18 protein-coding genes and 3 pseudogenes are annotated in these 18,876 nt (G+C 62.4%); 18 read left to right on the top strand and 3 right to left on the bottom strand.

Going from position 1 to position 18,876, the window contains the following annotated elements; all coding sequences use genetic code 11:
* Positions 1-155: 155 nt before the first annotated feature.
* From eutB to G559_RS31235, 4 genes and pseudogenes are all read left to right on the top strand, one after another.
* Positions 156-1,847 (top strand): annotated as a pseudogene (gene eutB, locus G559_RS30890) (ethanolamine ammonia-lyase subunit EutB); the annotation flags it as partial.
* Positions 1,747-3,750 (top strand): ethanolamine ammonia-lyase light chain EutC, encoded by a 2,004-nt coding sequence (locus G559_RS31240; protein ID WP_394296408.1) that lies wholly within the window; start codon positions 1,747-1,749, stop codon positions 3,748-3,750. The pseudogene eutB and the gene G559_RS31240, both read left to right, overlap by 101 nt.
* 105 nt (positions 3,751-3,855) lie before the next feature.
* On the top strand, positions 3,856-4,266 hold the full coding sequence (locus tag G559_RS29590) for a hypothetical protein (RefSeq protein WP_155945701.1): 411 nt from the start codon (positions 3,856-3,858) through the stop codon (positions 4,264-4,266).
* A gap of 58 nt (positions 4,267-4,324) precedes the next feature.
* Positions 4,325-6,514 (top strand): annotated as a pseudogene (locus tag G559_RS31235) (zinc-dependent peptidase); the annotation flags it as partial.
* Here the strand turns inward: G559_RS31235 and G559_RS31230 are convergent.
* Positions 6,422-7,153 (bottom strand): annotated as a pseudogene (locus tag G559_RS31230) (4-hydroxybenzoate 3-monooxygenase); the annotation flags it as partial. The pseudogenes G559_RS31235 and G559_RS31230 sit on opposite strands and share 93 nt — an antisense overlap.
* Between G559_RS31230 and G559_RS30330 the strand changes: the two are divergent.
* Genes G559_RS30330 through G559_RS0109300 form a run of 3 tightly spaced genes read left to right on the top strand, consistent with a single transcriptional unit; the run spans position 7,121 to position 8,484 of the window.
* Complete coding sequence (locus G559_RS30330; RefSeq protein WP_155945699.1) at positions 7,121-7,444, top strand: hypothetical protein; 324 nt, start codon at positions 7,121-7,123, stop codon at positions 7,442-7,444. The pseudogene G559_RS31230 and the gene G559_RS30330 sit on opposite strands and share 33 nt — an antisense overlap.
* Complete coding sequence (locus tag G559_RS0109305; protein WP_028627963.1) at positions 7,441-7,677, top strand: hypothetical protein; 237 nt, start codon at positions 7,441-7,443, stop codon at positions 7,675-7,677. Before G559_RS30330 ends, G559_RS0109305 begins: the two co-directional genes overlap by 4 nt.
* Before the next feature lie 3 nt (positions 7,678-7,680).
* Complete coding sequence (locus G559_RS0109300) at positions 7,681-8,484, top strand: hypothetical protein (protein WP_028627962.1); 804 nt, start codon at positions 7,681-7,683, stop codon at positions 8,482-8,484.
* A 540-nt stretch (positions 8,485-9,024) separates the two neighbouring features.
* On the opposite strand, the gene G559_RS0109290 is transcribed toward G559_RS0109300, so the two are convergent.
* Positions 9,025-9,603, bottom strand: a complete 579-nt coding sequence (locus tag G559_RS0109290; RefSeq protein WP_155945698.1) for a hypothetical protein — start codon at positions 9,601-9,603, stop codon at positions 9,025-9,027.
* A gap of 366 nt (positions 9,604-9,969) precedes the next feature.
* Between G559_RS0109290 and G559_RS0109285 the strand changes: the two genes are divergently transcribed.
* The 8 genes from G559_RS0109285 (at position 9,970) to G559_RS0109240 (ending at position 17,394) form a co-directional block, all read left to right on the top strand.
* Positions 9,970-10,476, top strand: a complete 507-nt coding sequence (locus G559_RS0109285; RefSeq protein WP_155945697.1) for a hypothetical protein — start codon at positions 9,970-9,972, stop codon at positions 10,474-10,476.
* A 230-nt stretch (positions 10,477-10,706) separates the two neighbouring features.
* Positions 10,707-11,534: a hypothetical protein gene (locus G559_RS30325; protein ID WP_155945696.1), complete on the top strand. Its 828-nt coding sequence runs from the start codon at positions 10,707-10,709 to the stop codon at positions 11,532-11,534.
* Positions 11,535-12,064: 530 nt separating this feature from the next.
* The gene (locus G559_RS0109270; protein ID WP_028627956.1) at positions 12,065-12,454 is read left to right on the top strand and encodes a hypothetical protein; all 390 of its coding nucleotides are present in this window, start codon (positions 12,065-12,067) and stop codon (positions 12,452-12,454) included.
* A gap of 398 nt (positions 12,455-12,852) precedes the next feature.
* A complete protein-coding gene (locus tag G559_RS30320; protein ID WP_155945695.1) occupies positions 12,853-13,989 on the top strand; it encodes a hypothetical protein in 1,137 nt (378 codons plus the stop codon).
* Between the two features lie 91 nt (positions 13,990-14,080).
* Positions 14,081-14,416, top strand: coding sequence for a hypothetical protein (locus tag G559_RS30315; protein WP_155945694.1), 336 nt, complete (start codon positions 14,081-14,083; stop codon positions 14,414-14,416).
* A 773-nt stretch (positions 14,417-15,189) separates the two neighbouring features.
* The gene (locus G559_RS30310; protein WP_155945693.1) at positions 15,190-16,404 is read left to right on the top strand and encodes an aldehyde dehydrogenase family protein; all 1,215 of its coding nucleotides are present in this window, start codon (positions 15,190-15,192) and stop codon (positions 16,402-16,404) included.
* Positions 16,405-16,713: 309 nt separating this feature from the next.
* Positions 16,714-16,974 carry a hypothetical protein gene (locus G559_RS0109245; RefSeq protein WP_028627951.1) on the top strand — a complete coding sequence of 87 codons (261 nt, stop codon included), beginning with the start codon at positions 16,714-16,716 and terminating at the stop codon, positions 16,972-16,974.
* A gap of 96 nt (positions 16,975-17,070) precedes the next feature.
* Positions 17,071-17,394 carry a DUF7709 family protein gene (locus G559_RS0109240; protein ID WP_028627950.1) on the top strand — a complete coding sequence of 108 codons (324 nt, stop codon included), beginning with the start codon at positions 17,071-17,073 and terminating at the stop codon, positions 17,392-17,394.
* Here G559_RS0109240 and G559_RS0109235 read toward each other — a convergent pair whose 3' ends face one another.
* Positions 17,395-17,964, bottom strand: coding sequence for a MarR family winged helix-turn-helix transcriptional regulator (locus G559_RS0109235; protein ID WP_028627949.1), 570 nt, complete (start codon positions 17,962-17,964; stop codon positions 17,395-17,397). It abuts the gene before it with no gap.
* Between the two features lie 106 nt (positions 17,965-18,070).
* On the opposite strand from G559_RS0109235, the gene G559_RS0109230 reads away from it, so the two are divergent.
* The 3 genes from G559_RS0109230 to G559_RS0109220 are packed head-to-tail and all read left to right on the top strand — an operon-like array spanning position 18,071 to position 18,853.
* Positions 18,071-18,301 (top strand): glutaredoxin family protein, encoded by a 231-nt coding sequence (locus G559_RS0109230; RefSeq protein ID WP_028627948.1) that lies wholly within the window; start codon positions 18,071-18,073, stop codon positions 18,299-18,301.
* A gap of 13 nt (positions 18,302-18,314) precedes the next feature.
* Positions 18,315-18,569: a DUF2024 family protein gene (locus G559_RS0109225; protein WP_028627947.1), complete on the top strand. Its 255-nt coding sequence runs from the start codon at positions 18,315-18,317 to the stop codon at positions 18,567-18,569.
* An 11-nt stretch (positions 18,570-18,580) separates the two neighbouring features.
* Complete coding sequence (locus G559_RS0109220; protein WP_028627946.1) at positions 18,581-18,853, top strand: Rho-binding antiterminator; 273 nt, start codon at positions 18,581-18,583, stop codon at positions 18,851-18,853.
* Positions 18,854-18,876: the final 23 nt, after the last annotated feature.

The following is an 18,876-nucleotide window of genomic DNA, read 5'->3' as shown; positions in this document are numbered from 1 at the left end:
ATCTTTGGGTTTTTCGGGGTGGTCCTTGCGCCGTTCTGGTTGGCGGTGTGATCGTGATCGCCGGTCTGTGCCGCGGTTGTGTGTTCTGGCTGCGGTGCCTTATCGTTGCCGGCTGGATTGTCCGTATTGGTGTGTTCGGCTGGATTTTGCTGTACATGGTGAGGATGTTCCGCCTGTTCAGTGTGTGGAGGTGTTCGGCGCGGCTGGTGCGCTGGTTGCGGGCCCCGTGGTCTTCTGTGGTGGCGGGCCTTTGGTTGGTCCTGGCGTTGGTTTGTTTGTTGGGGCTGGTCTGGTTCTGTGCTCTTATCGGCGGCTTCTTTCTTGCGTTCTTGGTTTTCGTGTGGCTCTCGTTCCAGCTTTCCGGGCCTCCTGGCTGGAGCGTATCGGGCTCTGCTTTGCTGCCGGGTGCGTGGGGGTTTCCCACCTCTTGGCCGGGTGGTGGGGTGTTTTTGGCCCGGATGTGGTCCTGGCTCGTTGGGTTCCGGGGCCTGGCTCCGGGCTGGTGTTGTCGTTTGTCCCCGTTCGGCAGAAGGTCGGCGGCATCGGTGGGCTGTTTTTGCTATGTCTTGGGCTGGGAGCGGTGTTGTTTGGACTGGCTACCTGCGGTTTTTGCGGCTGGGCGGCCGTGGCGCTCGGGGGCCTGCTTGGGCGGTGTGGGCGCCTGCAGCGCTGGGGGCGGTTTCGCCGTGCCTATGGGGCTGGGGTGTCTGCCGCTCAGGCTCTTTGTCGACTGGTCTTTGTTTCCCTGGGTTGCTGCGGGGGTCGCCCGCCTGCTTGTCTGCTCGGCTGGGGGCGCCTGTTTCTCGCCGTTCCGCCGGCTGGCCGTGGGCTGCTTTGTTGCCTGGCTGGTCAGCTGCCGGTGCGGTTCCGCCATGTTGGGGGGCCTGGCCTGGGGCCTGTCTGGTGCGATTGCTTCTGCTTTATCGGCTTTCGTGGGTGTGCCTGGCTTGGTGCTGGTTGCGGCTCCTGTGCGGGTCATGAGCGGGTTTTGGGCGGCTGTGGTTGTGCGGGGTTGGTTCTCCCTGGTGCTGCCGGCCACGCCTCTCCGGTCTGCGCGCGGTGGGCTCGCCGCGGGCATGTTCTGTGGGCTGGTGTAGGGTCGGGGGGCTGTGCTGCTGGGCTTGAGCCCGTGCCCTGTCGGCATTTGTTCGCTTTGCGGCTTGTTTGCCGTGCTTGAGGCCCTTCTTTTTGGTTTCTGGGTTCGTGCCTGGGGCTGGGTGCTTGCCGTGGTGGCGAGCTGTGTCTTCGCGGTGGTGCGCTGGGTGCCTGTTGGGCTGTTGTTGCGGTTGTTTGCCGGCGCTGATGGTGGCACCGCGCTTTTGGGCTTGCGGCTGGGCGTCGTTCGGTGCGTTTCCGCCGCCGGCTTTTCGGTGCGGCGCGGTGTCTTGGGCTACGGTGTGGTGTCTTTCTGGTTGGTCGAGGGGGGCGTGGTGTTGGTCAACGCGGCCGACGGTGTGGTCTATGTGCCGTTTGTCTCCGGCGTCTCTGCCGTGGTGCGGGGGTTCCCTGGGTTCCTGTTGGGTGCTGTCTTGGGGTTTGTGGGGGCGGTGTTGGTCTTGGACGGCGAGCGGGTCGTTCGCGGTGTGGTGTCCGTTGCCTTCTGGGGTGGGCTGCTTGGGGTGCTCGTGGGCTGGGCCGTCTTCTACGCCGCCCCTGGTGTCGGCGCGGATGGCGAGATGGTTGCCTTGCTGGCGTTGTTTGGTGTCGCGGGGCTCTGGTTGCTCATGGGCCTGTGCGTGTGCGACGGTGTGGTGGTCGGTTGGGGGCCGACTTCCTTCGTTGCCGGGGTGTACGGTGGGGAGTGCCTGGGCCTGCCGCGCTTGGCTGAGTTCGGTCTCTTGCTGTGGCTCATGGGTCTCCTGGTGTGGTGGGAGGGCTGGGTGGTGGTTGTGGAGGGGTTTCGGCCGGTGTTCGGGGTGGTGGTCGCTCGCGTGTCCTGGCCCTGGGGAGTGGGGGCTTGCGGCTCTCTGCCGGAGCTCGGGTTGCGCCGCTGGCTGGTGGGTGGCCCTGGGTCGCTTGCTGGCGGCGCGGGTGTCCCTGTGGCGCGCGGGTTTCGGCGTTTCCGCCAACTCGCAGCTGATGTTCGGGTTGGCTCCTGCCTCGGCGCGGGAGTGCGTGGCGCTGGCGTTGTGCTGTGCATGGCTTGGGGGTTCGGTGGCGTACCGGTGCTGGGCGGCGGTGCTTGTGGGCTGGGGGGCGGCGGAGTGTGCCCCCTTCGTGCACTGCGCTTTGCTTTTGGGGCGGGTGGGTGGGCCCTCGCGTGCGTCTTTGCTGCCGGCCGCCCCGGCTACTTCGGGCGGGTGGGTCCTGGCCGTGGTGTTGTGGTGTTGTGTCTTGGCGGTGGGGGTTCAGCGTGCTAGCCTGTGTTTGCTCGACGTCTTGGGTTCTGGGGCCTGGGTGGCTTGGTGGTCGCTGTCGTCGGTTGTCGTGGTGGCAGCGGTTCGGGTGGCGGTTGTCGCTGACGTGTGGGCGGTGCTTGGGGCGAAGTTGGTGTTGATGCTGCTCGGGGTGTGCTTGGGTCTCTGGTCGGGGGGGGGCTTGTGGCTGTGCTTCGGGTGTTCATCCGGGGTGGGCGTGCCGGCTGCTTCCCGCCCTTGCTTTTCCTGGTTGGGGCTGGAGGGTTTCGTGTTGGGGCTGGCTGCTCCGGGGTTGGTGTTCCTGTTGTGCTGGGGGTGTCGCCGCCCGTTTTCGGGGGTGATTCTGTGGGCTGGGTGCTCGGTGCCCCGGCTTTGGGTGGCGCGGGTTCGCGGCCTGGCCGGCCAGTTTTTGGTGGCGGCGGGCTCGGTGTGCGGGTGCTCTTCTTCGGGGGTGGGCTGTACGCGTTGGTGGTTTGCTTGGATTGCGCTTTCCTGGTCTTGTGGTTCCGCGTGGCCGTGCTTGGGTGGGAGTGCCTTTTCTTTGCCGATGAGGTCCATGGCTTTCTCCGGGGTGCGATCCTTGGCCTCGTCCTGGCGGTGGTGGTGGGGTTGTATCTGGTTTTTTTGCTGTTGGTGGCGTTTCTTTAGTTGTTTGGTTGTTTGGCGTTGCCGGGGTCCTCGGGCAATTTCGTGGTGGCCCGTGTTTTCGTCCCGGCATCGGTGGTCTGTCTTTGGTTTTCGGGTGAGGGCGCCAGTTGTGTTTTGGGTTTCTGGTGGCTGTAGTCGGGTTTGTCTTCGTTGTCTCTTAAGTGTGTTTGGGTGCTGCTTGATGTGTCCGTCTCTGAGTCTGCTTGGCGCGTTCTTTTGTCCGGCGGTCTTTTTCGGCGCGGGCTGCCGGTGGCGTGTTGGCCCCTCGGCGTGCGCCTTCGGGTGTCGCCCGGTGTTGGTGGTGTGGTGGCGCGGGGTGTGTGCGGGTGGCTGGGTTTTCGCGGTGGCAGCGAGTTTGCGGGCTCCGTGCTTCGACTCCTGCGTGTCTGCCCTGGTATCGGCGCCCGGCCGTGTGGGCGGGGTGTTGCCGGGGTCGGCGGTCTCCCTCCGTCTGGGGTGCAATGTGGTGGTCGCTGTGGGCGGCGGCAGCGCCATGGGTTGCGTTCGGTTGATCGGGGTCGTTGGTTTGTGTGTGCGCGGCTTTTTCGGCTTCGGTTGGGTGGCCACCTTGACGTTGGCCAGCGCGTCGCTGCTTGTCCTTGGGTGGGGCGCCGGCGCCTTGGCCGGCGTGTCGTCGTTCGTGGTGGTTTCCCCTCGGCCGGGGCGGGTGAGGTTTTCCTTGGTGCTGACGTGTGTGGTTTCGGGTGTGTTGGTGTTGGGCCCTTGTCCCCTGCTGAGCCTGTAGGCCTTCGTGTCCGGGTGTACCTGTTTTGCTGTCCTGTTCCGGGCGCTCGCGTGGTTCGTCTCCGGTGGCCGCGGTCCGGTCTGCGGCGGTCCTGGGTTGGGGGTGATGCGCGTGATGATGGGGGCTCTGTTCGGCATGATCGGCAACCGGCCGTGTTTTTCGCTGCGTGTTTGGCTGGTGTTCGGCCGGATGCCGGCGGTGCTGGGGTTCTGTAGCGCGCTCCTCGGCTCGGTGCGTTGCATGTCCCTTGGCCTGGTGGGTTTCGTCTCCCTGGGCGTGGGGCTGTGTCGCGTGGGGGTGGTAGTGTGTGTGGTGGCCTTCGGCTGGGGGGCCGGGCGGGAGGGCTTCTGGGTCCTTTGCGGGGGTTTTGGCATCTGCTGCCGTGTCGTGACCGGGCTTCGGGTGCGCCCGCGCTTGGTGTGGCAGCTGGTTTCGTTGGCGTCTTCGTTGGGTTTCCAGGGCACCGTGTGTCTGCCTTGCTTTTGTGCGTGGGATATTCGTTTTGTCTGGCGCTAGTCGCTGTGTGCTCGCTGCGTCCTGCCCTCCCCGTGCGTGTCTGGTGCGGGGGCTTTCGATGTGGTGTATTGCGTGGTCGTCTGCCGGGGCGGGCGGTTGTGTGGCTGGGCTGGTCGGGCTCGGGCGTCATTCCGGGGGGCAGTGCGACTGGGCTGCAGTGGTTGCTCGCGTTGGCGGGGTTGCGAGCTGTTGCAGGTTTTCCTCATGGCTGTTCGATCGGGCCGTTCCCGGCGTGTTTGGGGCGCGCGTTGCGGGGGGTGTTTGTGCGTCCGCGGCGGCGTTTGTTTGGTTGCTGGGTTCTGCGTCTGCTCCGGCTTGGGTTTTTTGCGTGCCTGCCGTGGGTGGGTGCGTTTTCGCTGGCGGTGCCGGGGGGCTGGCGGCTCTGCGTGCGTCGCTTGCGCGTGGGGGTGGTGTGTTCGGCTCCGGGCGGCGCTTGCTTCGGGGGGATGGTCGTCGTGTTGGCGTGGTGGTGACCGTTGTGGTTTGGGCGGCTGCGGCCGCTGTGGTGGCGGGTTTGTTTGGCTCTATCCCTGGGGGGTTTCTGGCTCGTCGGCGCCTGCAGCGTCTCGGTGTTGGGCTGGCGCCTGGTGTGCTGTGGTGCACTCACGTCCTCCGGGCCGTGCCCGCAGCACTGGGGGCGGCCGGGGCTGGGGCCGAGGCCGCCAGGTTGCGCGGGGGCGGGTCGCTTGGTTGGGCCGGTCCCGACCTTGTGCCTGGGCTGGATTCCGGGCGGGTTGTTGTTTTGACTGTGCTGGCGTGGGCGGTCTCGTTATCCGGGAAGCCACTGGTGGCGGTTGCTGCCTTTGTGCTTTTGGGGGTTGGGGTCTTGGTTCCTGGTGTGCTGGGTATTTCCCCGTTTGATGCGTGCGTGATTGCGCCGGCCCTGGGTGTTTCTTCCCTCGGCGTGTTCTTGGTTTCCTTGGGCTCGGCGTTCTTGTGCGTCTGGGCCGCTGCTTGCCTGTGGTTGTGGGTGCGTATGGCGCGTGTGTGTATGCCTTCCTGTTTCTGGTTGTTTTCTGTGATCCTGGGCTGGTTGTTCTGCCCTTCCTGCCGGTCTACTGCCTGCTGTTGCTTGCTGGTGGGGTGTGGGCGCCGGGGGGCTTGGCTGCGTGTGTGGTTGTGGGCTTGTTGCTGGTGGCTTCGGTCGGCGGCGCTGGCAGCGATTTTCTTCTCGTTCGCCCCGTTGGAGGTGGGCTGTTCAGCCGCGCGCACTGGCGTCTGTTTGGGCGTGGCTATCTTCGGCGGCCTCGTGATTTTTCTGGTGTCCCTGGTGGCGGTGCGGTGGCCGTTGGGGGGTTGTTGGGTTTTGTGCGTCGCTTTGCGCCTTTCGTCGGCGGCTTGTGCCGTGTGCGCTATCGTGGCTTCGTGGCCTTTGGCGTGCTGGGCGCTGTCCTGTGGGTGGGTGGTGTTGTTAGCCTCGGCTTCTTGTTTGGTCGCGTGCCTTTCGTCGCTGCTGGGGTGTTGGTGTTGCTCGTTTTTGTCGTCGGCCTGTCTCTGCTGCGGCTTGTGGTTGGTTTCGGCCGGGGCGCCTTTCGTTCTGCTGGTGGGTTCGCCCGTGGATCGCGGTGTGGTCGGTTGCGTTTTGTTCTTTGGCCTGTGGCGGCGTTTGGGCCTGGTGCTGCGTGCGGTGGTCGTCCCGGCGGAGTGGAGGGCCGTGTGCCGGCGCCTGTTGCTGGTCGTGGGGGTGGGCGTTGTCGACGACCCGGTTCTGCGGGGCCGGCTGGTGGTGTTGCTGCGCGAGTTGCTCGTCAGGGCCGTGTGCGGGGTACGGCTTTGTGCCTCGGGGGGCCTGACGGTCGGTTCCTTGTCGCGTTTGCCGCTGCTTCCGCTGGTTGATCTCGTCTTGTGGCAGGGCTTCCTCGTTCTGGTGGTTTGTCCGGCGGCCTTCGTCGGTGCCGAGGTCGTCGTCGAGGTCGGTGTTGTTGATGCGGCGTCCGAGGGCGTCGGTGTCGGGGAATCGTTGCAGTTGGGCGGTGTTCTCCTCGGCTGGCCGTTCGTCCTTGCCGGTGGGGGGTGGGCTGGTTGCCGCCTGGTGTTCCAGGAGGTGGGTCCGGCGGTCGCCGTGCTCCTTGGCCGGGCTGCGGGCCTGGGTGTTCTGGTCGGTGGCGTGCGTGTTTCGGCCTTTTGCGTGGGTCTGGGGGCCGCTTTGGGCGGCGTGGCCGCCCAGGTCGAGCGGGCCGTCGTGGCTGGGTTGGCGCTCGACGCTTCTGCGGGGGGCGATGCTGTTGTCTTTTTCGGGGTCGGTGGCGAGTTTTTCTTCGGTGTGTTCGGGCTGGTGGCTTTTGCGTTCTTGGCCGTCTCGCTCCTGCTCCCGGTCTTCTACCTTCTGGTCGGGCTGTGCCTGTTGGTAGTGTTGGGTGCGGGTGGTTGGGCGTATGGTGCCGCGCGCAATGGCTCGTTCGTGGTTGGTGTCGTTGGGTTGGTCGTTTGCCTGTGGTGTGTCGGCCTTTTTTGGCCGCCCGCCGGGGGGTTGGCCCTGCTCTACCTCCTTGTGCCGGCCGGTAGGGATGTGTTTGCGGGCCTCTCCGTGGCGGTCGTGATTGCGGGCGATGTCGTGGCGGTCGATTCGGAAGTTTTCACCGTTCTGGTCTGCGTTTTCGTCGGGCGTTTCGTGTTTCCGGTGATGTTGTTTGCGGTTGGTTGCGTTTTCGTCGCTGCGCGCCTGGCTGGCGTCGGGGGTTTCCTTGAGGTGGTGGTTGTCCTCGGTTTGGCGGTTGCTCCTGGCGGTGTTGTCGGCGGTCGTGCGGTTGGGGTCGTTGTGCTGGCGGCGGCCGTCGGTGGCGAGTTCGAAGTGGTTGTGGTTCCGGCCTTCACGGTGCGTGTGTTCTCTGAGGCCGTGTTGGCGTAGCCGGTCGTGCCTGCCCTGTTGGTGGAGCCGGTCGCGGATTTGTTCGAGGACTTCGTGGGGGTTGTGGCGTTCGATTGTGTGGTTGTCGATGGCTGGGTTGTTGCTGACGTTGCCGGGGCTGAGGTCGGTCGGGCGGTTGCGGCTTATGGCGAGTTGGGTCTTCCTTGTTATTGTCCTCTGGCCGCGTTCCGGTTTTTTTCTTGTGGGCGTTTTTTCTCACCTTTGGTTAGGGTGTGGCTTTCTTTTTTGTTTCTGGCTATTGGTTTTGCGGGGGTTTTCGCCCGCCTTTGCTGGTTTTTTCGTGGATTTGTGGGGTTGGGTGTTGGATGAGCAGCCGCGGGTCGGCTCCGGTTCTGGTGTTGCTGCTCTCTGGCGCCAGGTCGGCGTTGCTGGTGTGGTGGCTGTTCCGCTGGGTGTTGATCGCGTGGGGCAGCCTCTTTCATTCGTGGGAGTTCAAGCCGCATGGGCAGGGTGTCGTGTTGCCGTTGTTTTGTTTTGTTTTTTGTTTTTTGGATCTGGCCGTGTCAGGGCAGGTGGACCTCGTGGTTTGCGCGTCGTTGTAGGTTGTGCCGACGTTGTTGGTTCTTGGCTTCCTGTTTTTTGTCGTTGTCGACGGGCGTTTCGTGCGGCTGGCTTTTTGTGTTGTGGGTCCGGTTGGCGGGTTTCTGACCGTCCCGGCGCTGCTTATGCCTGCCTTTTTGGGGGGCGTTGGCGTTGAGGTTTTTCTGGGTGCTTTTTTGTTCGCGCTTCTCGGTGTTTTTGGGCGGCATGCGGCTGTTCGATTGCTGATGCTTCTTTGGTTTGTTATTGTGCTGCTGGTGTGGCTGGGCGGTGGGTTGCTTGTTGTTTCGCAGTCTGGGGCTGGGCTTGATGGTGGGGTCGGTCTTGGCCTGGATTTCTTTGTCTTTGCGTTTGCGCTTTTTTTTCGGGTACTGCTGTCCCTGGAGCAGTATGTCCTGGGCGTTGGTTTCCGCGTGGTTGATGTGCTTGCTCTGTGCGGGCGCGTGGTCGTTGATTGGGTGCTTCTGCTGCTCGGCCGTCGTGTGCTGCTGGGGGTCCAGGTTTGGCTGGTTTCTCTGGTGATGCTGGTCCTTCCGTTGTCTGAGGGTTTGGTGTTTTGCGAACTGGTGTACTTTTGTCGGTTTTTTTTTCGGGGGCCGGGTCGGTCCGCGCAGGTTTTTGGCGTCTTTCTGTGCGTGTTGGGGGGCGTTGGTTTGCTCTGTTTGCGTTTTGTGTTGCAGGTCGCTGCCTTGCGCGTGGTATTTGGCTTGCTAGTGGGTGTCCGGGTTTCGCTGGCCGGTCCGTTTGTCGTCTTTTTTTGGGCCGATGGTGAGTGTCTCGTTGGTTTTCTGGTCGAGATTGCGGATTGATTCGCTGTTGCCGTTTGTCTTCCGTGCGTTGTGGGTGTTGTTGGTGCGGGGCTATGCGTTGATCGGTGGATGGGCCTTGTGGTTCTTGTCTGCCCACCGGGTGTTGGGCGTGGTGGCGTCGGCGGTGGTTGGGGTCGTGTTGGGGGTAGTCGCCGGTTTGGATTCCCGGTTTTTTGGGGGGTGGGGCCGGTGCTTGTAGTCGTTTTGGCAGTTGTCGGCGGATGTGTCGCGGGTGGTGGTGCTCGGCGCGTTGTGCTGCTTGGTCGGGGCGTTCCGGCGATCGCGTGGGCTGTTTTTCCTCCTCTGTGCCTCGCGGTCTTGCTGAGGCGGCCGGCTGTGTTCTTCGTCGTTGTTGGGTGCCGTCCTGTAGGTCGGTGGCCCCTTGTTGCGCTTTGGTTTGGGCGGATTTTTCTGCTGTGGGGGCAGTTGCGCGTCGTGCGGCTTGGGCGCCTCGGTTGTGGGGCAGGCGCTTGGCGAGTTGGATGGCGTGGTTCGCTTGTTTTCCTGGCGGTTGGTTGTGGTGGGTTTGGTGTTTTGCTTTCATTGCTTGTGGCTCTCGCCGTTGATGTTGCTGCTGGTGTTGGGGGCGCGTGGGGGGCGTTGTGTGTGGGTGGCCGCGAGCTGGTTGTCGTTGTTGCGGGCCTGTGTTTTGCGGGTATTGGTGTCGTGTGTGCTGCCCGGGCGCAGGTTCTTGTTGTTTGTGGTATCGCCGGTGGTGTTGGTGTTGAGTTTGTCGTCCAGTGCCTTGTGGGTGGTGCGTGGCCATTGGTTGCGGTCGGTTTTCGCGTTGTTCGGTTCGATCGGCGTGTGGTTGGCGGCGCAGAGGTGGTCGCTGTTGTAGTCGGGGGTGATTTCGGTGTGTGTGTGGTGGAGCTGGCTGTGGTTGCCGTGGTGTCGTTTCGGGTCCGCCTGGGCGTCGTCGAGGGGGTGCTTGTTGTTGTTTGGCAGGTCGGGGGCGTGTTTGTGGTTGGTGTTGGTGATTTTCCGCGGGTTCGTGTCTTCCAGGTGCTTCTGGCTGGCGGCGGTGGGGGTTTTGGCGTTGGCGTCGGGTTTCTCTCCGCGGTCGTATTCCCGCATTGTCTGGTGGTGTGGTTCCTTTTGCTCGTCCAGGCGGGGCATGTTGTCGATGTCTGTTTGGCCCCGCGGTTGCTTGGCGGCCTTGAAGGTGTTGGGCGTGTTGCCTGTCCGCGTCGTGTGCCCGTTGTTGCGGTCCGCCGCGGCAGTCCGTGCTTGGTGGTGGTTGTTTGAGGTGTGGATGCGCTTCGGGCTGGGCTGGTCGGGGTCGATCTGGTCGGGGGGGATGGCCTGGGGGTTCCTGTTGCTTTCTCCTGGGGCGTCCTTTGTTGGGCCTTTCCTGCTTGGCTGCTTGGGGTCTCCGGTGTTGGTATGTCGTTGTCCCTTTGTATTGGGGTGGTTGCGGGGGTCAGGCGTTTCAGTGTTTCGGGATAGGGTTTTGGGGGTTTTGCTTTTGCTGCTGTTGCGTGATTGTTGCTTCGCGTGCGCGTCGCGGCGGGTTTTGTTTTCTTGGTTGGTCCGGGTGGGTTTGTTTCTCCTACCGCGTTGCGGGTCCTGGCAGCCAGGTCGGCCCGGCCATCGGGTTTGTGGTTGGTGGCGGTTGCTTTGGTTTTGTTCTTGTCGGGTGTCCGGGCGCCGCCGGTTGGGTTCGTTATTTCGGATCTGCAGGCGGTTTCCTCGCGGTTTGAGCTGTCGGCTTGTGGGTTGGTTGCCGGGTTGTTCGGCGGTTTTTGTTTCTTCCTGTTTTCTTGCCTGTGGTCGGTTTTTGTGGATATTGGCTTTGTCGTTGCGTTATCTTTTGTTGGTGGTGGCGTGTTGTTGCTTCAGGCGTTGGTCTTGGTGTTCCTGGCGGGGTGCTGTTTTTTGGAGGCTGGTTTCTTTGGTTCGCTCAGTGCGGGTCGCGGGTCCGGCTTGCCGGTGTGCGTCGGCTGGTTGGCTCTTATTGAGCTGCTGCCGCCGTGGCTGGAGGTTGGCTAGTCGTTGGGGCTGCGCCCTGGTTGGTGGTTACTGGTGGGCCTGGCGCTGCTGTTGTTCTCTGCGTGGATTTTGCAGCGGCGCCTGGCTGTTGTGCTCTGTCTCGCGTCCCGCTGGTGCTTGGGGTTGAGCCTGGTCCCGTCCGGTGCTGTCGTTGGAGCGTGCGGTGGGTTGGTCGGTGTGGGGTTGGTTCTGGTTGGTGCTGCGGCTTGTTTTGGTGTGCGCTTCTTGTCTTGGTTGTGTTCGTGCTGTTGGCGGCGGGCGGTGGTCTCGGTGGGTGGGGCGGTTTTGTTGTCGTTTCCGGTCGGTTCGTACTTGTCGGGGTTTGCGTGGTTGTGTGTCTTCTCGTTGGGTGCGGGTGCGGTGCTGGTGCGGTTGGCGCAGTTTTTTTTGGCTTTGCTGTTGATGTTGGCTCGGTTTTCGTTTTTGTTGTTTTGGGCGTGCACTGGGGCGCTGTGGAGGTCGTTGGCGGTGCTCCGGGGATTGGGGGGATGGGTTGCGGCTACGCCGTTGTCATTCGTGGTTTTTTTGTTTTTTCTGTGCGTTTCTGCTGGGTTGCCTGGGTCTTGGTGCGTTTGGTGGCGGGGCGCGTTTGTTTTCTCGGGTGTTTGCGTTACCGGCTTCGTCTGAGGCGAGTCGGGATGTCGGTGTGCGTTCGTTGTTTGGGTGGGGTTTTTTTCGTGCTTGTGGTTGTGGCTGTGGTGGGTCGCGGTCTTGCGGTGTTGGCGGTTGTGCGCTTTTGTGCCGTGGCGACCTTTGCCGTGTTCGCCTGCTTGGTGGTTGGGGTGCTGGGTTCTGTGTTGCTCGGTGCTGGCGCGCTGGGCGTGGGGTTGGTGCTTTTGTTGCCGGTGCGGCGCCTGCCGGTGTGGCTGCCGCTGTGGTTGTCTCTCTGGGTGACGGTCTGGTTGAAGCTCCGTGTGTGTGTCAGGCGCTTTCTCTCTTTCGTCTTGCCTTTGAGGTGGAGGGAGTGGGGCTGTGCGCGCTGGTGTTTTGCTTCTTTCCTTAGCTGGTCGTGGGTGTCCAGTTCTGGTTGCGGGCTGATGGATTGGCGGACTGCTTGATGGCCGGGGGTGTGGCCTATCGGTAGTTGTGGCCGGCTCGCGTTGGCGCTCGTGTTTGGTCTGCTGCTTTCGGGCTGGCGGTACATGATTTTGCTCGGTTGGGCGTTTCCGCTCACGGGTTCTTGGTCGCAGCGTAACTGGCGGCGGTTTTTGTTGTGCACTGTTCGTTTGGGGACGCTTTTGTGGTTCTTGCGTGTTGTGGTTTTCGGTGTCGTGGCTAGGTTGTCTCCCCGTGTGTTTGGGTGGGCGGCCAGGGCTCGTGCGGTTTTTCCCGTGGTTGGGTTGTTTCTTTTCTGGCTTTCGGGTTCGGTGCCCCTCTGGGATGTCTGCCGTCGGCTGGTGCCGGCCGCCCTGTGTGGGTCTCTCTGTGGGCGGGTTCTCTCTTGGGGTGGTGTTTTTTTCTTCGGTTTTGTTTTTTTCTGGGGTGTTTTTCGGGTTTGTCGCTGGGGCGCTTGCACCTCGGTCTGGTGCTGTGCTCGCTTGGCGCGTAGCTTTGCTTGTTCCGTTTTTGCTTGGGCGGTGGCGTTCTGGTGGGTGCCTTTGCCGTCTTGTTGCTGATCCTTGCTTCTTCTGGGTGGGCTTGGTTGGTGTGGTTGCGGGCGTCCTTGTTTTTTATCGGTTGGCTGGTTTTTGCTGTGGCGTGGCTCGGCGGTGTGTTGATCTGGTTGGGGTCGCGTATTCGTTCGTTTTTGGTCGTCGTGGTTTTGTTGCTTTTTGGCGTTGGTGGCTTTGTCGTTGGTGGGGTGCTTTCCTCTGCGGTCCAGGGGGGCCGTTCGGGGCTTCGGTGGGTCGGCTGGCTGTCTTCGGCTTTCGGGGGCCTTCTGTCGGTGGTGCGCTTGATGCCGCTTGTTCTGTGTTTGCTTGCGTCCTTGGGTTGTGGGTTGTGTTTTGGGGTGTTCGTGCGTGGTTTTGGCGTATAGGTCTCGGTCCTGAGGGTGTAGGCGGTTCTGTCTGGCGCTATTTTGGCGGGTTCGGTCCCGCCGCTCTTTCCCGTGGTTTGCTTCTGCTGGGTTGTTGGGGGGCGGTTGCTGTCTTTTGCGGTGTTTGTGCAGGTCTTGTCGCGGTCGCTGGGTTGCCCCGGTTCGGACTTGTGTAGCGGTGTCGGGCTTGTGTTGATCGGGCGGTGGCGTTATTTGGTCGCGGTTGTCGGGGGGCCGGGTTCGGTTATGTTGTTGGTTGCGCTCTTTTCGCCCCTGTCGGCCTTCGGGTTGAGTTGGTTCCTGGCTCGGCTGGCGTTGGGGGTGGATGTTTTGTCTGTGCTGTCCGGTGTTTGTTCGTGGGGTTTGCTGGGGATGGGCCGTGTTGTGGTGTTTGGGTCGTGCTGTTTGGCGGTGTCGCCGTCCTTGGATGGCGGTTGGATCGCCAGGTTGGTCTTGTATGCTTTGGGTTGGTTGCTGTTCGTTGTTTGGTGGTGATCTTCGAGGTTGGCGAGGGTTTCGTGGGTGTGCTTTCTGCCGTTCTTTTGCTTGTCGACGCTGGCGTTGATTTTTTCGTTGAGCTGATGGATGTCTTCCCCTTGGGTGGTGTGTGTCTGCTCGGCCTTGGTGGCGCTGTCGATGTTGTCGGGGTTGGCGTCGCTTTCGGCTTTGTTATGGGTGTTTTGGAGGTGGTTGGTGCTTTGGGGCGTGGTGAATGCCTCGTGGTTTTTTTGCTGGTGTTTGCGGATGCGTTTGTTTTTTTTGTCGCTGTGGCGGGCGAAACTTGCGGGCTCAGTTGTGAGCGTTTCGTTTTCGTTCTTCTGGTTCTTCCGTACGGTGTTGCGCGTCTCGGTGTTGTTGCCGAGGCATTGCTGGTTCTGCCGGTGGATGAGTTCGTCGGTCTCGTTGTTGTCGATTTGGTCCTTGCGCTTGTTGGCTTCGGGACCGGCGTGTTCGGGCGCGCCGTTGGCTTGCTCAGTGGGTGCGGTGTCGTTGAGCGCGGGTTGGCTCGGAGTGTTCCTTTTGGGTGGTTGGTGGGTCTTGGTGTTGGTGGGGGGGCTGGGCGGGGTGGCGGGGCGGTTGTCGTTGTTCTGGTGGTGGTTGGCCTGGCTGTCCCGTTTGCTCGCTTTCGGGGGGTTGGCTGCTGTTGCCTTGGCGGGCTTGTGATCCGTGTTGGGGGGATCGGTGGGCGTGTGGTGGTTGGGGTTGTTGCTGTTCTTGTGGTTCCTGTTGTGCCGGGTGATTTTTGTTCTGCAGGGGTTGTGGGTGGTGGGTTTGATTTCCTGGCGTTATGGGGTGTTGGGCTGCTTGTTGTGCTCTTGTCCGTTTGCGAATGTTATCACTCTGGAGTTGGATGGGGTCGCTGGGTTGTCGGTCTTGTTGGCCTCGTTCTTGGCTCGGGCCGTGGTTGGGGTTCGTCGTTTGTCTGGTTCTTGTGTCGTATGGGCCTTTGCGGCGGCTTTGCTGGTGTTGGCGGGTTGCATCTGTGTGGGGTCTTGGTCGGCGTCGCCGACCGGTTCGCTGCTGTTGTGGGCTGAATTGTCCGTGTTGTTGCCGTGCGGCTTGTTTCGGCTGGGGTCGGGCGTCTTGTGTCGTTTTTTTTTGGTCTTTGGGCTTTTGGGGGCGGGCTTGCTGCTGTTGCTGTTCAGTTCTTCGGACGGCGCTTTTGCGTTGTCGTTTCTCGCCGCGCTGCGTGGCGTGGTTTGGATTTCCTTGGGCCGTTGCGGCCGGGTTTCGTTGGGGTTGGGGTTCTGGGGTTGTCTGTTGGGGGCTTTTTCGCTGCGTTGCGGCTGGGGTCTGTTGAGTCCGTTTTCGTTGCTGGTTTGGTTGGGGCGTTTGATGGCGTTGGCGTCTGCCGGCTCGCTGTGGTGGTTCTCGGTGGTGGCCGGGCGGTGGTTGTGTTGGTTGCTGTTGTTTGTTGGGTTCTCGGAGCTGGTGTGTTTGGTCAGCATGGCGAGGCCTTAGGTCTTGCAGTGCCGGTGGTCGTTGCTGCGCGGGCGCTGGTTGGGGGTGCGGTTGCTTGTTTTGTGCAGTTTGGCGGGTTCTTGATTTGTTGTGTTTGTGTTGGGTGTTTCGTGAGTTTTAGTTTTGGTGTCGGCGGCTTGTTGGCGCTTGCTTGCGTGTGGGTCGTGGTTCTTTGCTGGCGCTCGGTCTCCTGGGGGTAGTGCCGCTGTTTGCACGCCGTAGTGCAGCAGTGGGTCTTTCATTCGGAGGGGGTGGTGCGGCTTCCGGCTTGGATGCTTGGGGGCAGAGTTTCGGCTTGCTTTGTGCTTTCCGTCGTGCGGCGTGGTCGCGGGGTCCCTGCGGCGTTGTGTTTTGTTTTGCATTTTGTTCTCGATTGTTGTTTTTTCGTGATTTGGTTGGTGGGTTTGTTTCGCCGGTTGGCTGTTCGCTATCCGTGTCCGGTTGTCATGTTGCTCGGGGCGCTCGTGCTTGGGGCTGGGGGCCTCTCTCGTCAGCTTGGGCCTGTTGATGCGCTTGCCCGCTATGTCTCGCAGGGTGCCGCGGTTGTGGTGGTCGGCCTGGCGTTGGCCGCGCGTGGCTTTGTGGTTTGGGGCCAGTGGAGCGTTTTCTCTCTGGGTGTTGTCGTTGTGCGTGTGGTCGTGGTCCTGTGGGAGAGGGCCGCGTTGGTGGCTGGGGTGCGTCCCCCTGCCCTGGGTGTGTCGATCCGGCTGTGTCGTGGGGCGATCGGTTAGTGCGGCGATTTCTGGGGGTGTTCTTGCGGGCTCGGCCTGGCCATGGTCGTCTGCGAGCCGGGCCTGTTGGCGGTCGGCTGGGCCGTTGTTGCTTGGCTGGCGCTGGTTGGTGTGCTTGTGGTTTTTGCTTGTGCGTTCCTGGTGTGGGTTGTTGTGTGCGGGGTGGTGCTGGTTGTCTTGGTCGGGAGTGGCTGTGTGCTTTTGCATGCCGCCGCGGTGATTGGCTTTGTGCGGTTGCTTGTGGCTGCCTGGTCGGAGGCGTGCCTGCCGGTAGGCGTGTTGGTCGTGTTGGGCTTGGGTCCGCTGCTGGTGTGGTTCGGTGTTGCTGGTTCGGGTGTTGGTGTTGTCGGGGTGGGCGGGCGTGTCTTGGGGTGTGCCGCCCTGGCCTTCCAGGTTGTTGCGGCATTGTTTACGTGTGTTTTTGATTTGTGCTGTTCTGGTGCTTTTCTGGTGTTGGCCTGTGTTTCCGTCGGCCTTGTGGTGTTGGCGGTTTTCACCGGGGGGTTTCGCCCTGCCTGGCTGGTGTGCCTCGCTGCTTTCTGTATTTTTCTCGACGGGGCGCTCGGCGCAGCGTTTATTTCGCGTTTTGTGGGCGCCGTTGTGGTGCTTTCGCTCGGCGATGTGGGGGCGGCCTCCACCTTTTTGGGCGGGCTGGCGCTGTTCGCCCTTGTGGCGTGTTTTTCGGGCGGGGTGGGGGGCGTGTTTTCCGATGGCGGGACTGTGTTTTTGTGCGGCGGTACGGTTGCTGGTCCTTGGCGCTCCTCTGGGCCTTGGGTTTTTGGGTCTTTGGCTTGGGTTTTTACCGCGTTCTGCGCTTACTTCTTTTGTTGTGTGTCGTGGGTGGTGGTTGGGTGTGCCGGCTCGCCTGCCGTTGTTCTTGTTCCGGGCGGTTCTTTCGGCCTGTGTGGCGCGCTTTGGCCGCCAGCTTGTTTTCCTGCGCGTGCGGTGGTTTGTCGCCTTGTGTGCGGTGTGGTGTTTTTGCTGGGGTTCCCCGCCTGCTGTGCGCGTGTGCGGATTGGTGGTGTGCGGCGGTGTGGGTCTTGTTGCGGATTTTCTCCTTTTTTCCTTTGTTCGTTTGTTGCTTTTCCGGGTCTCTGTTGCGGTCGTGGTTGTTGGTCGGGGTCGGCTGATGGATGGGGGTGGCTTGTTCGGTGGTTTTTTGGTTTCTGGGCAGGGCCCGGTGGGCGCTGTTCGTGTTGGTGCGCGCTCGTTTGCTATGTGTGCATTGGTTGTTGTCGGGCGGTGGATTGCCCGTAGGAGCTGGCTTGCCAGCGAATGGCCCCGTTTCGCTGGCAAGCCAGCTCCTACAAGGCTCTCGGCGCGCTGGTAAATCTCTCGCAACTGCTAACGCAGAGCCAATTCATTCGCCCCCCAATAGCCAATTCGCGCGAATCCGGGAGGCCAATCGCGTGACCCTTGGTCAGGTGAAACGTCCCGGTCAGGTCGCTGTGCTATATCCGGAAGTGAGCAAGGCATGGCACGTGCCAACCTCAAGTTGAGCTTTCCCGCCACGCCCGCGAGGCCTGCCGACCCCGTGGCCCCGGGCCTTCAACGGAGGTAGACCCCATGAGTACCCTGCAATGCGTTCATCGCAACCACACCATCGTCGCCGACGTTTTCGAGCACCCGGGCATTCCCACGCCCTGGGCTGCCGGTTGTCACATCATCGCGCCTGACGGGCAGAGCACCCGGCGCATCGCCTTGCCGGTGAAGTATTCCTTCCTCGCGGACCTGGACAAGGCACAGCAGGCTTCCATCGCCCATGGCAAGTGGCTGGTGGATCAGTACCTGGACCAGGGGCGCGAGCTCTTCCCGAAGGTCGCCTGAAACGCCTGGGGCAGGGAGGCCCCTTGTCTGACGCCATTGCGCCCCCATCTCTGAGGGGCGCAATGCCTGCGCGGACGACTTGCAAGGAGCAACGCCATGACCGATTACAGCCATGACCCCGACCTGGCCGGCGTCAACAGCCGCATCCTCGCGGACGGCGAGCATCTGCCCGCGGTGACCTTAAAGGACGGTAGCCGGGTGCAGACTGGTACCGTGGCTGCCATGTTGCAGAACGTGGCGCGGTACAACCAGGGTGAGCGGGGCGAGGTCGAGCGGGAGTTGGAGCTGGCCGTACCGACGCTGGTGAAGGTGGGCCTGTTCGAGCTTTTCAGTCCGCAGGAATGGGCCGCCGGAGATAACCCCGGTCGCCGTTTCGTCGGCCTCAAGGCGCAGGACTATCTCGGCAGCCGGAAGGCCTGATCAGGCCGCATCCTCACAAGGCTGGTGCTCGCGGCAAATCAGTTCGATGGACGAGCGGCTCAGGGGTTCCCGGGTCAGCCCGCAGAAGGGTTCCCCATCCCGCTGCTGGTGGAAGCGGCAGGTCTTGCACAGACCGAAGCCCGGTACGTCCACCTGACGCTGGACGGTTCGCAACAGCTCGCCCAGCAACGCCTCCAACGCCGCAGCGTTCGGCCCCATCTCAGCCAGGGCCTGGGCCAGAAATGCAGGCGGCGTCACCGTTGCCAGCAGCTCCCGCGCCGCAGGCGTCAGGTCCAGGTGCACGCTGCGCTTGTCCTGCAAGTCCTGGCGTTTCTCGATCAGCCCCTTGGCTTCCAGCGCTTTCAAGGATTGCGACACCGTGCCCTTGGTCAGCCCCAGGTAGTCGGTGACGGCCAGCGGCGTGTCCGAGTAGTGGTTGCAACGCGCCAGGTATTCCAGCGCACTGAGTTGCACGGGCTGCAGGTCCGCCAGCAGCGGGTGCTCGCGGTGCCAGATACGCATCAGGCTGGTCAGTCGTTCGAACAGATCGAATAGGGTCGTCATGTTCACCTCCGTCGATAAATAGTATCGAGTAAAAACTATATTGACAAAGGGGTGTTCGCAGGTAATCTGGATAACGTATCGATTCGATACCAAACTAACCAGGAGACCGAAAATGACTACCGCTCGCTACTACCACGCCGGCTGCCCGGTCTGCGTATCCGCTGAACAGACCCTGCTCAATCTGCTTGCCCCTGAGGTGAAGGTGGAAGTGGTGCACCTGGGCGAGGTCCCCGCACGTGTCGCCGAGGCAGAAGCCGCCGGTGTGCAGTCGGTACCCGCCCTGGTCGTGGACGGCCAGGTGCTGCACATCAACTTCGGCGCCGCCATCGCCGACCTGAAGTGAGGAGGGCGTCGACATGCAGGTGAAAGTCTTCGATACCCATGTTCGTACCCGCGATGGCCGCTACCTGCACTTCGACGTGCTCACCAGCGGCGGCGACAAGCTCCAGGCCAGCCAGTACGCCAGTGAATGGCTGGCCGACCAGGGCGTGCACGACGCCGACATCGCCGCCAGCGAATGCCTGTTCTGCCACAGCGAGATCGCCAATCCGCAGGTGGCCGAGGTCATCGGCCGGCAGGGCTATTCCATCATCCCGCTGCAAGGCTGCTGAGGAGGTCAACCATGTACCAGCCTCTGGATTGCGACCTGCACGACCTGCTGGAAATCGCCTGCCTCTATCGCTACCTCCTGCGGGTGGAACTGGTGGATGGCGGCGGATTCGAGGCCAGGGCGCTGACTACCCACACCAGCGCGGAGAAGGAAGAGTTCTTCGTGCTGGAGGTGGAGGATGGTCCCTGTTCCGTGCGCATGGATCGCCTGCTGGCTATCACTCCGCTGGAAGCGGGCGCACGTTTCGGCCGTGTGGAACTGGCCGGGAAGGTGTGCGCGGTCTGAGATCCCCGTGCGCTATGCGCATC

Source organism: Metapseudomonas resinovorans DSM 21078 (assembly GCF_000423545.1).
In the GTDB taxonomy this organism is placed as follows: Bacteria; Pseudomonadota; Gammaproteobacteria; order Pseudomonadales; family Pseudomonadaceae; genus Metapseudomonas; species Metapseudomonas resinovorans.
The sequence above is the reverse complement of the archived record's forward strand: the minus strand, read 5'-3'. Positions and strand labels throughout refer to the sequence as shown.

Excerpts from the sequence above, each read along its gene's own strand:
- G559_RS29590 (WP_155945701.1), top strand. The coding sequence starts at position 3,856 with ATGCGCGTGATGATGGGGGCTCTGTTCGGCATGATCGGCAACCGGCCG.
- G559_RS0109305 (WP_028627963.1), top strand. The coding sequence starts at position 7,441 with ATGAGCAGCCGCGGGTCGGCTCCGGTTCTGGTGTTGCTGCTCTCTGGC.
- G559_RS0109290 (WP_155945698.1), bottom strand. The coding sequence starts at position 9,603 with ATGCCCCGCCTGGACGAGCAAAAGGAACCACACCACCAGACAATGCGG.
- G559_RS30310 (WP_155945693.1), top strand. The coding sequence starts at position 15,190 with ATGGTCGTCTGCGAGCCGGGCCTGTTGGCGGTCGGCTGGGCCGTTGTT.
- G559_RS0109245 (WP_028627951.1), top strand. The coding sequence starts at position 16,714 with ATGAGTACCCTGCAATGCGTTCATCGCAACCACACCATCGTCGCCGAC.
- G559_RS0109240 (WP_028627950.1), top strand. The coding sequence starts at position 17,071 with ATGACCGATTACAGCCATGACCCCGACCTGGCCGGCGTCAACAGCCGC.
- G559_RS0109230 (WP_028627948.1), top strand. The coding sequence starts at position 18,071 with ATGACTACCGCTCGCTACTACCACGCCGGCTGCCCGGTCTGCGTATCC.
- G559_RS0109225 (WP_028627947.1), top strand. The coding sequence starts at position 18,315 with ATGCAGGTGAAAGTCTTCGATACCCATGTTCGTACCCGCGATGGCCGC.
- G559_RS0109220 (WP_028627946.1), top strand. The coding sequence starts at position 18,581 with ATGTACCAGCCTCTGGATTGCGACCTGCACGACCTGCTGGAAATCGCC.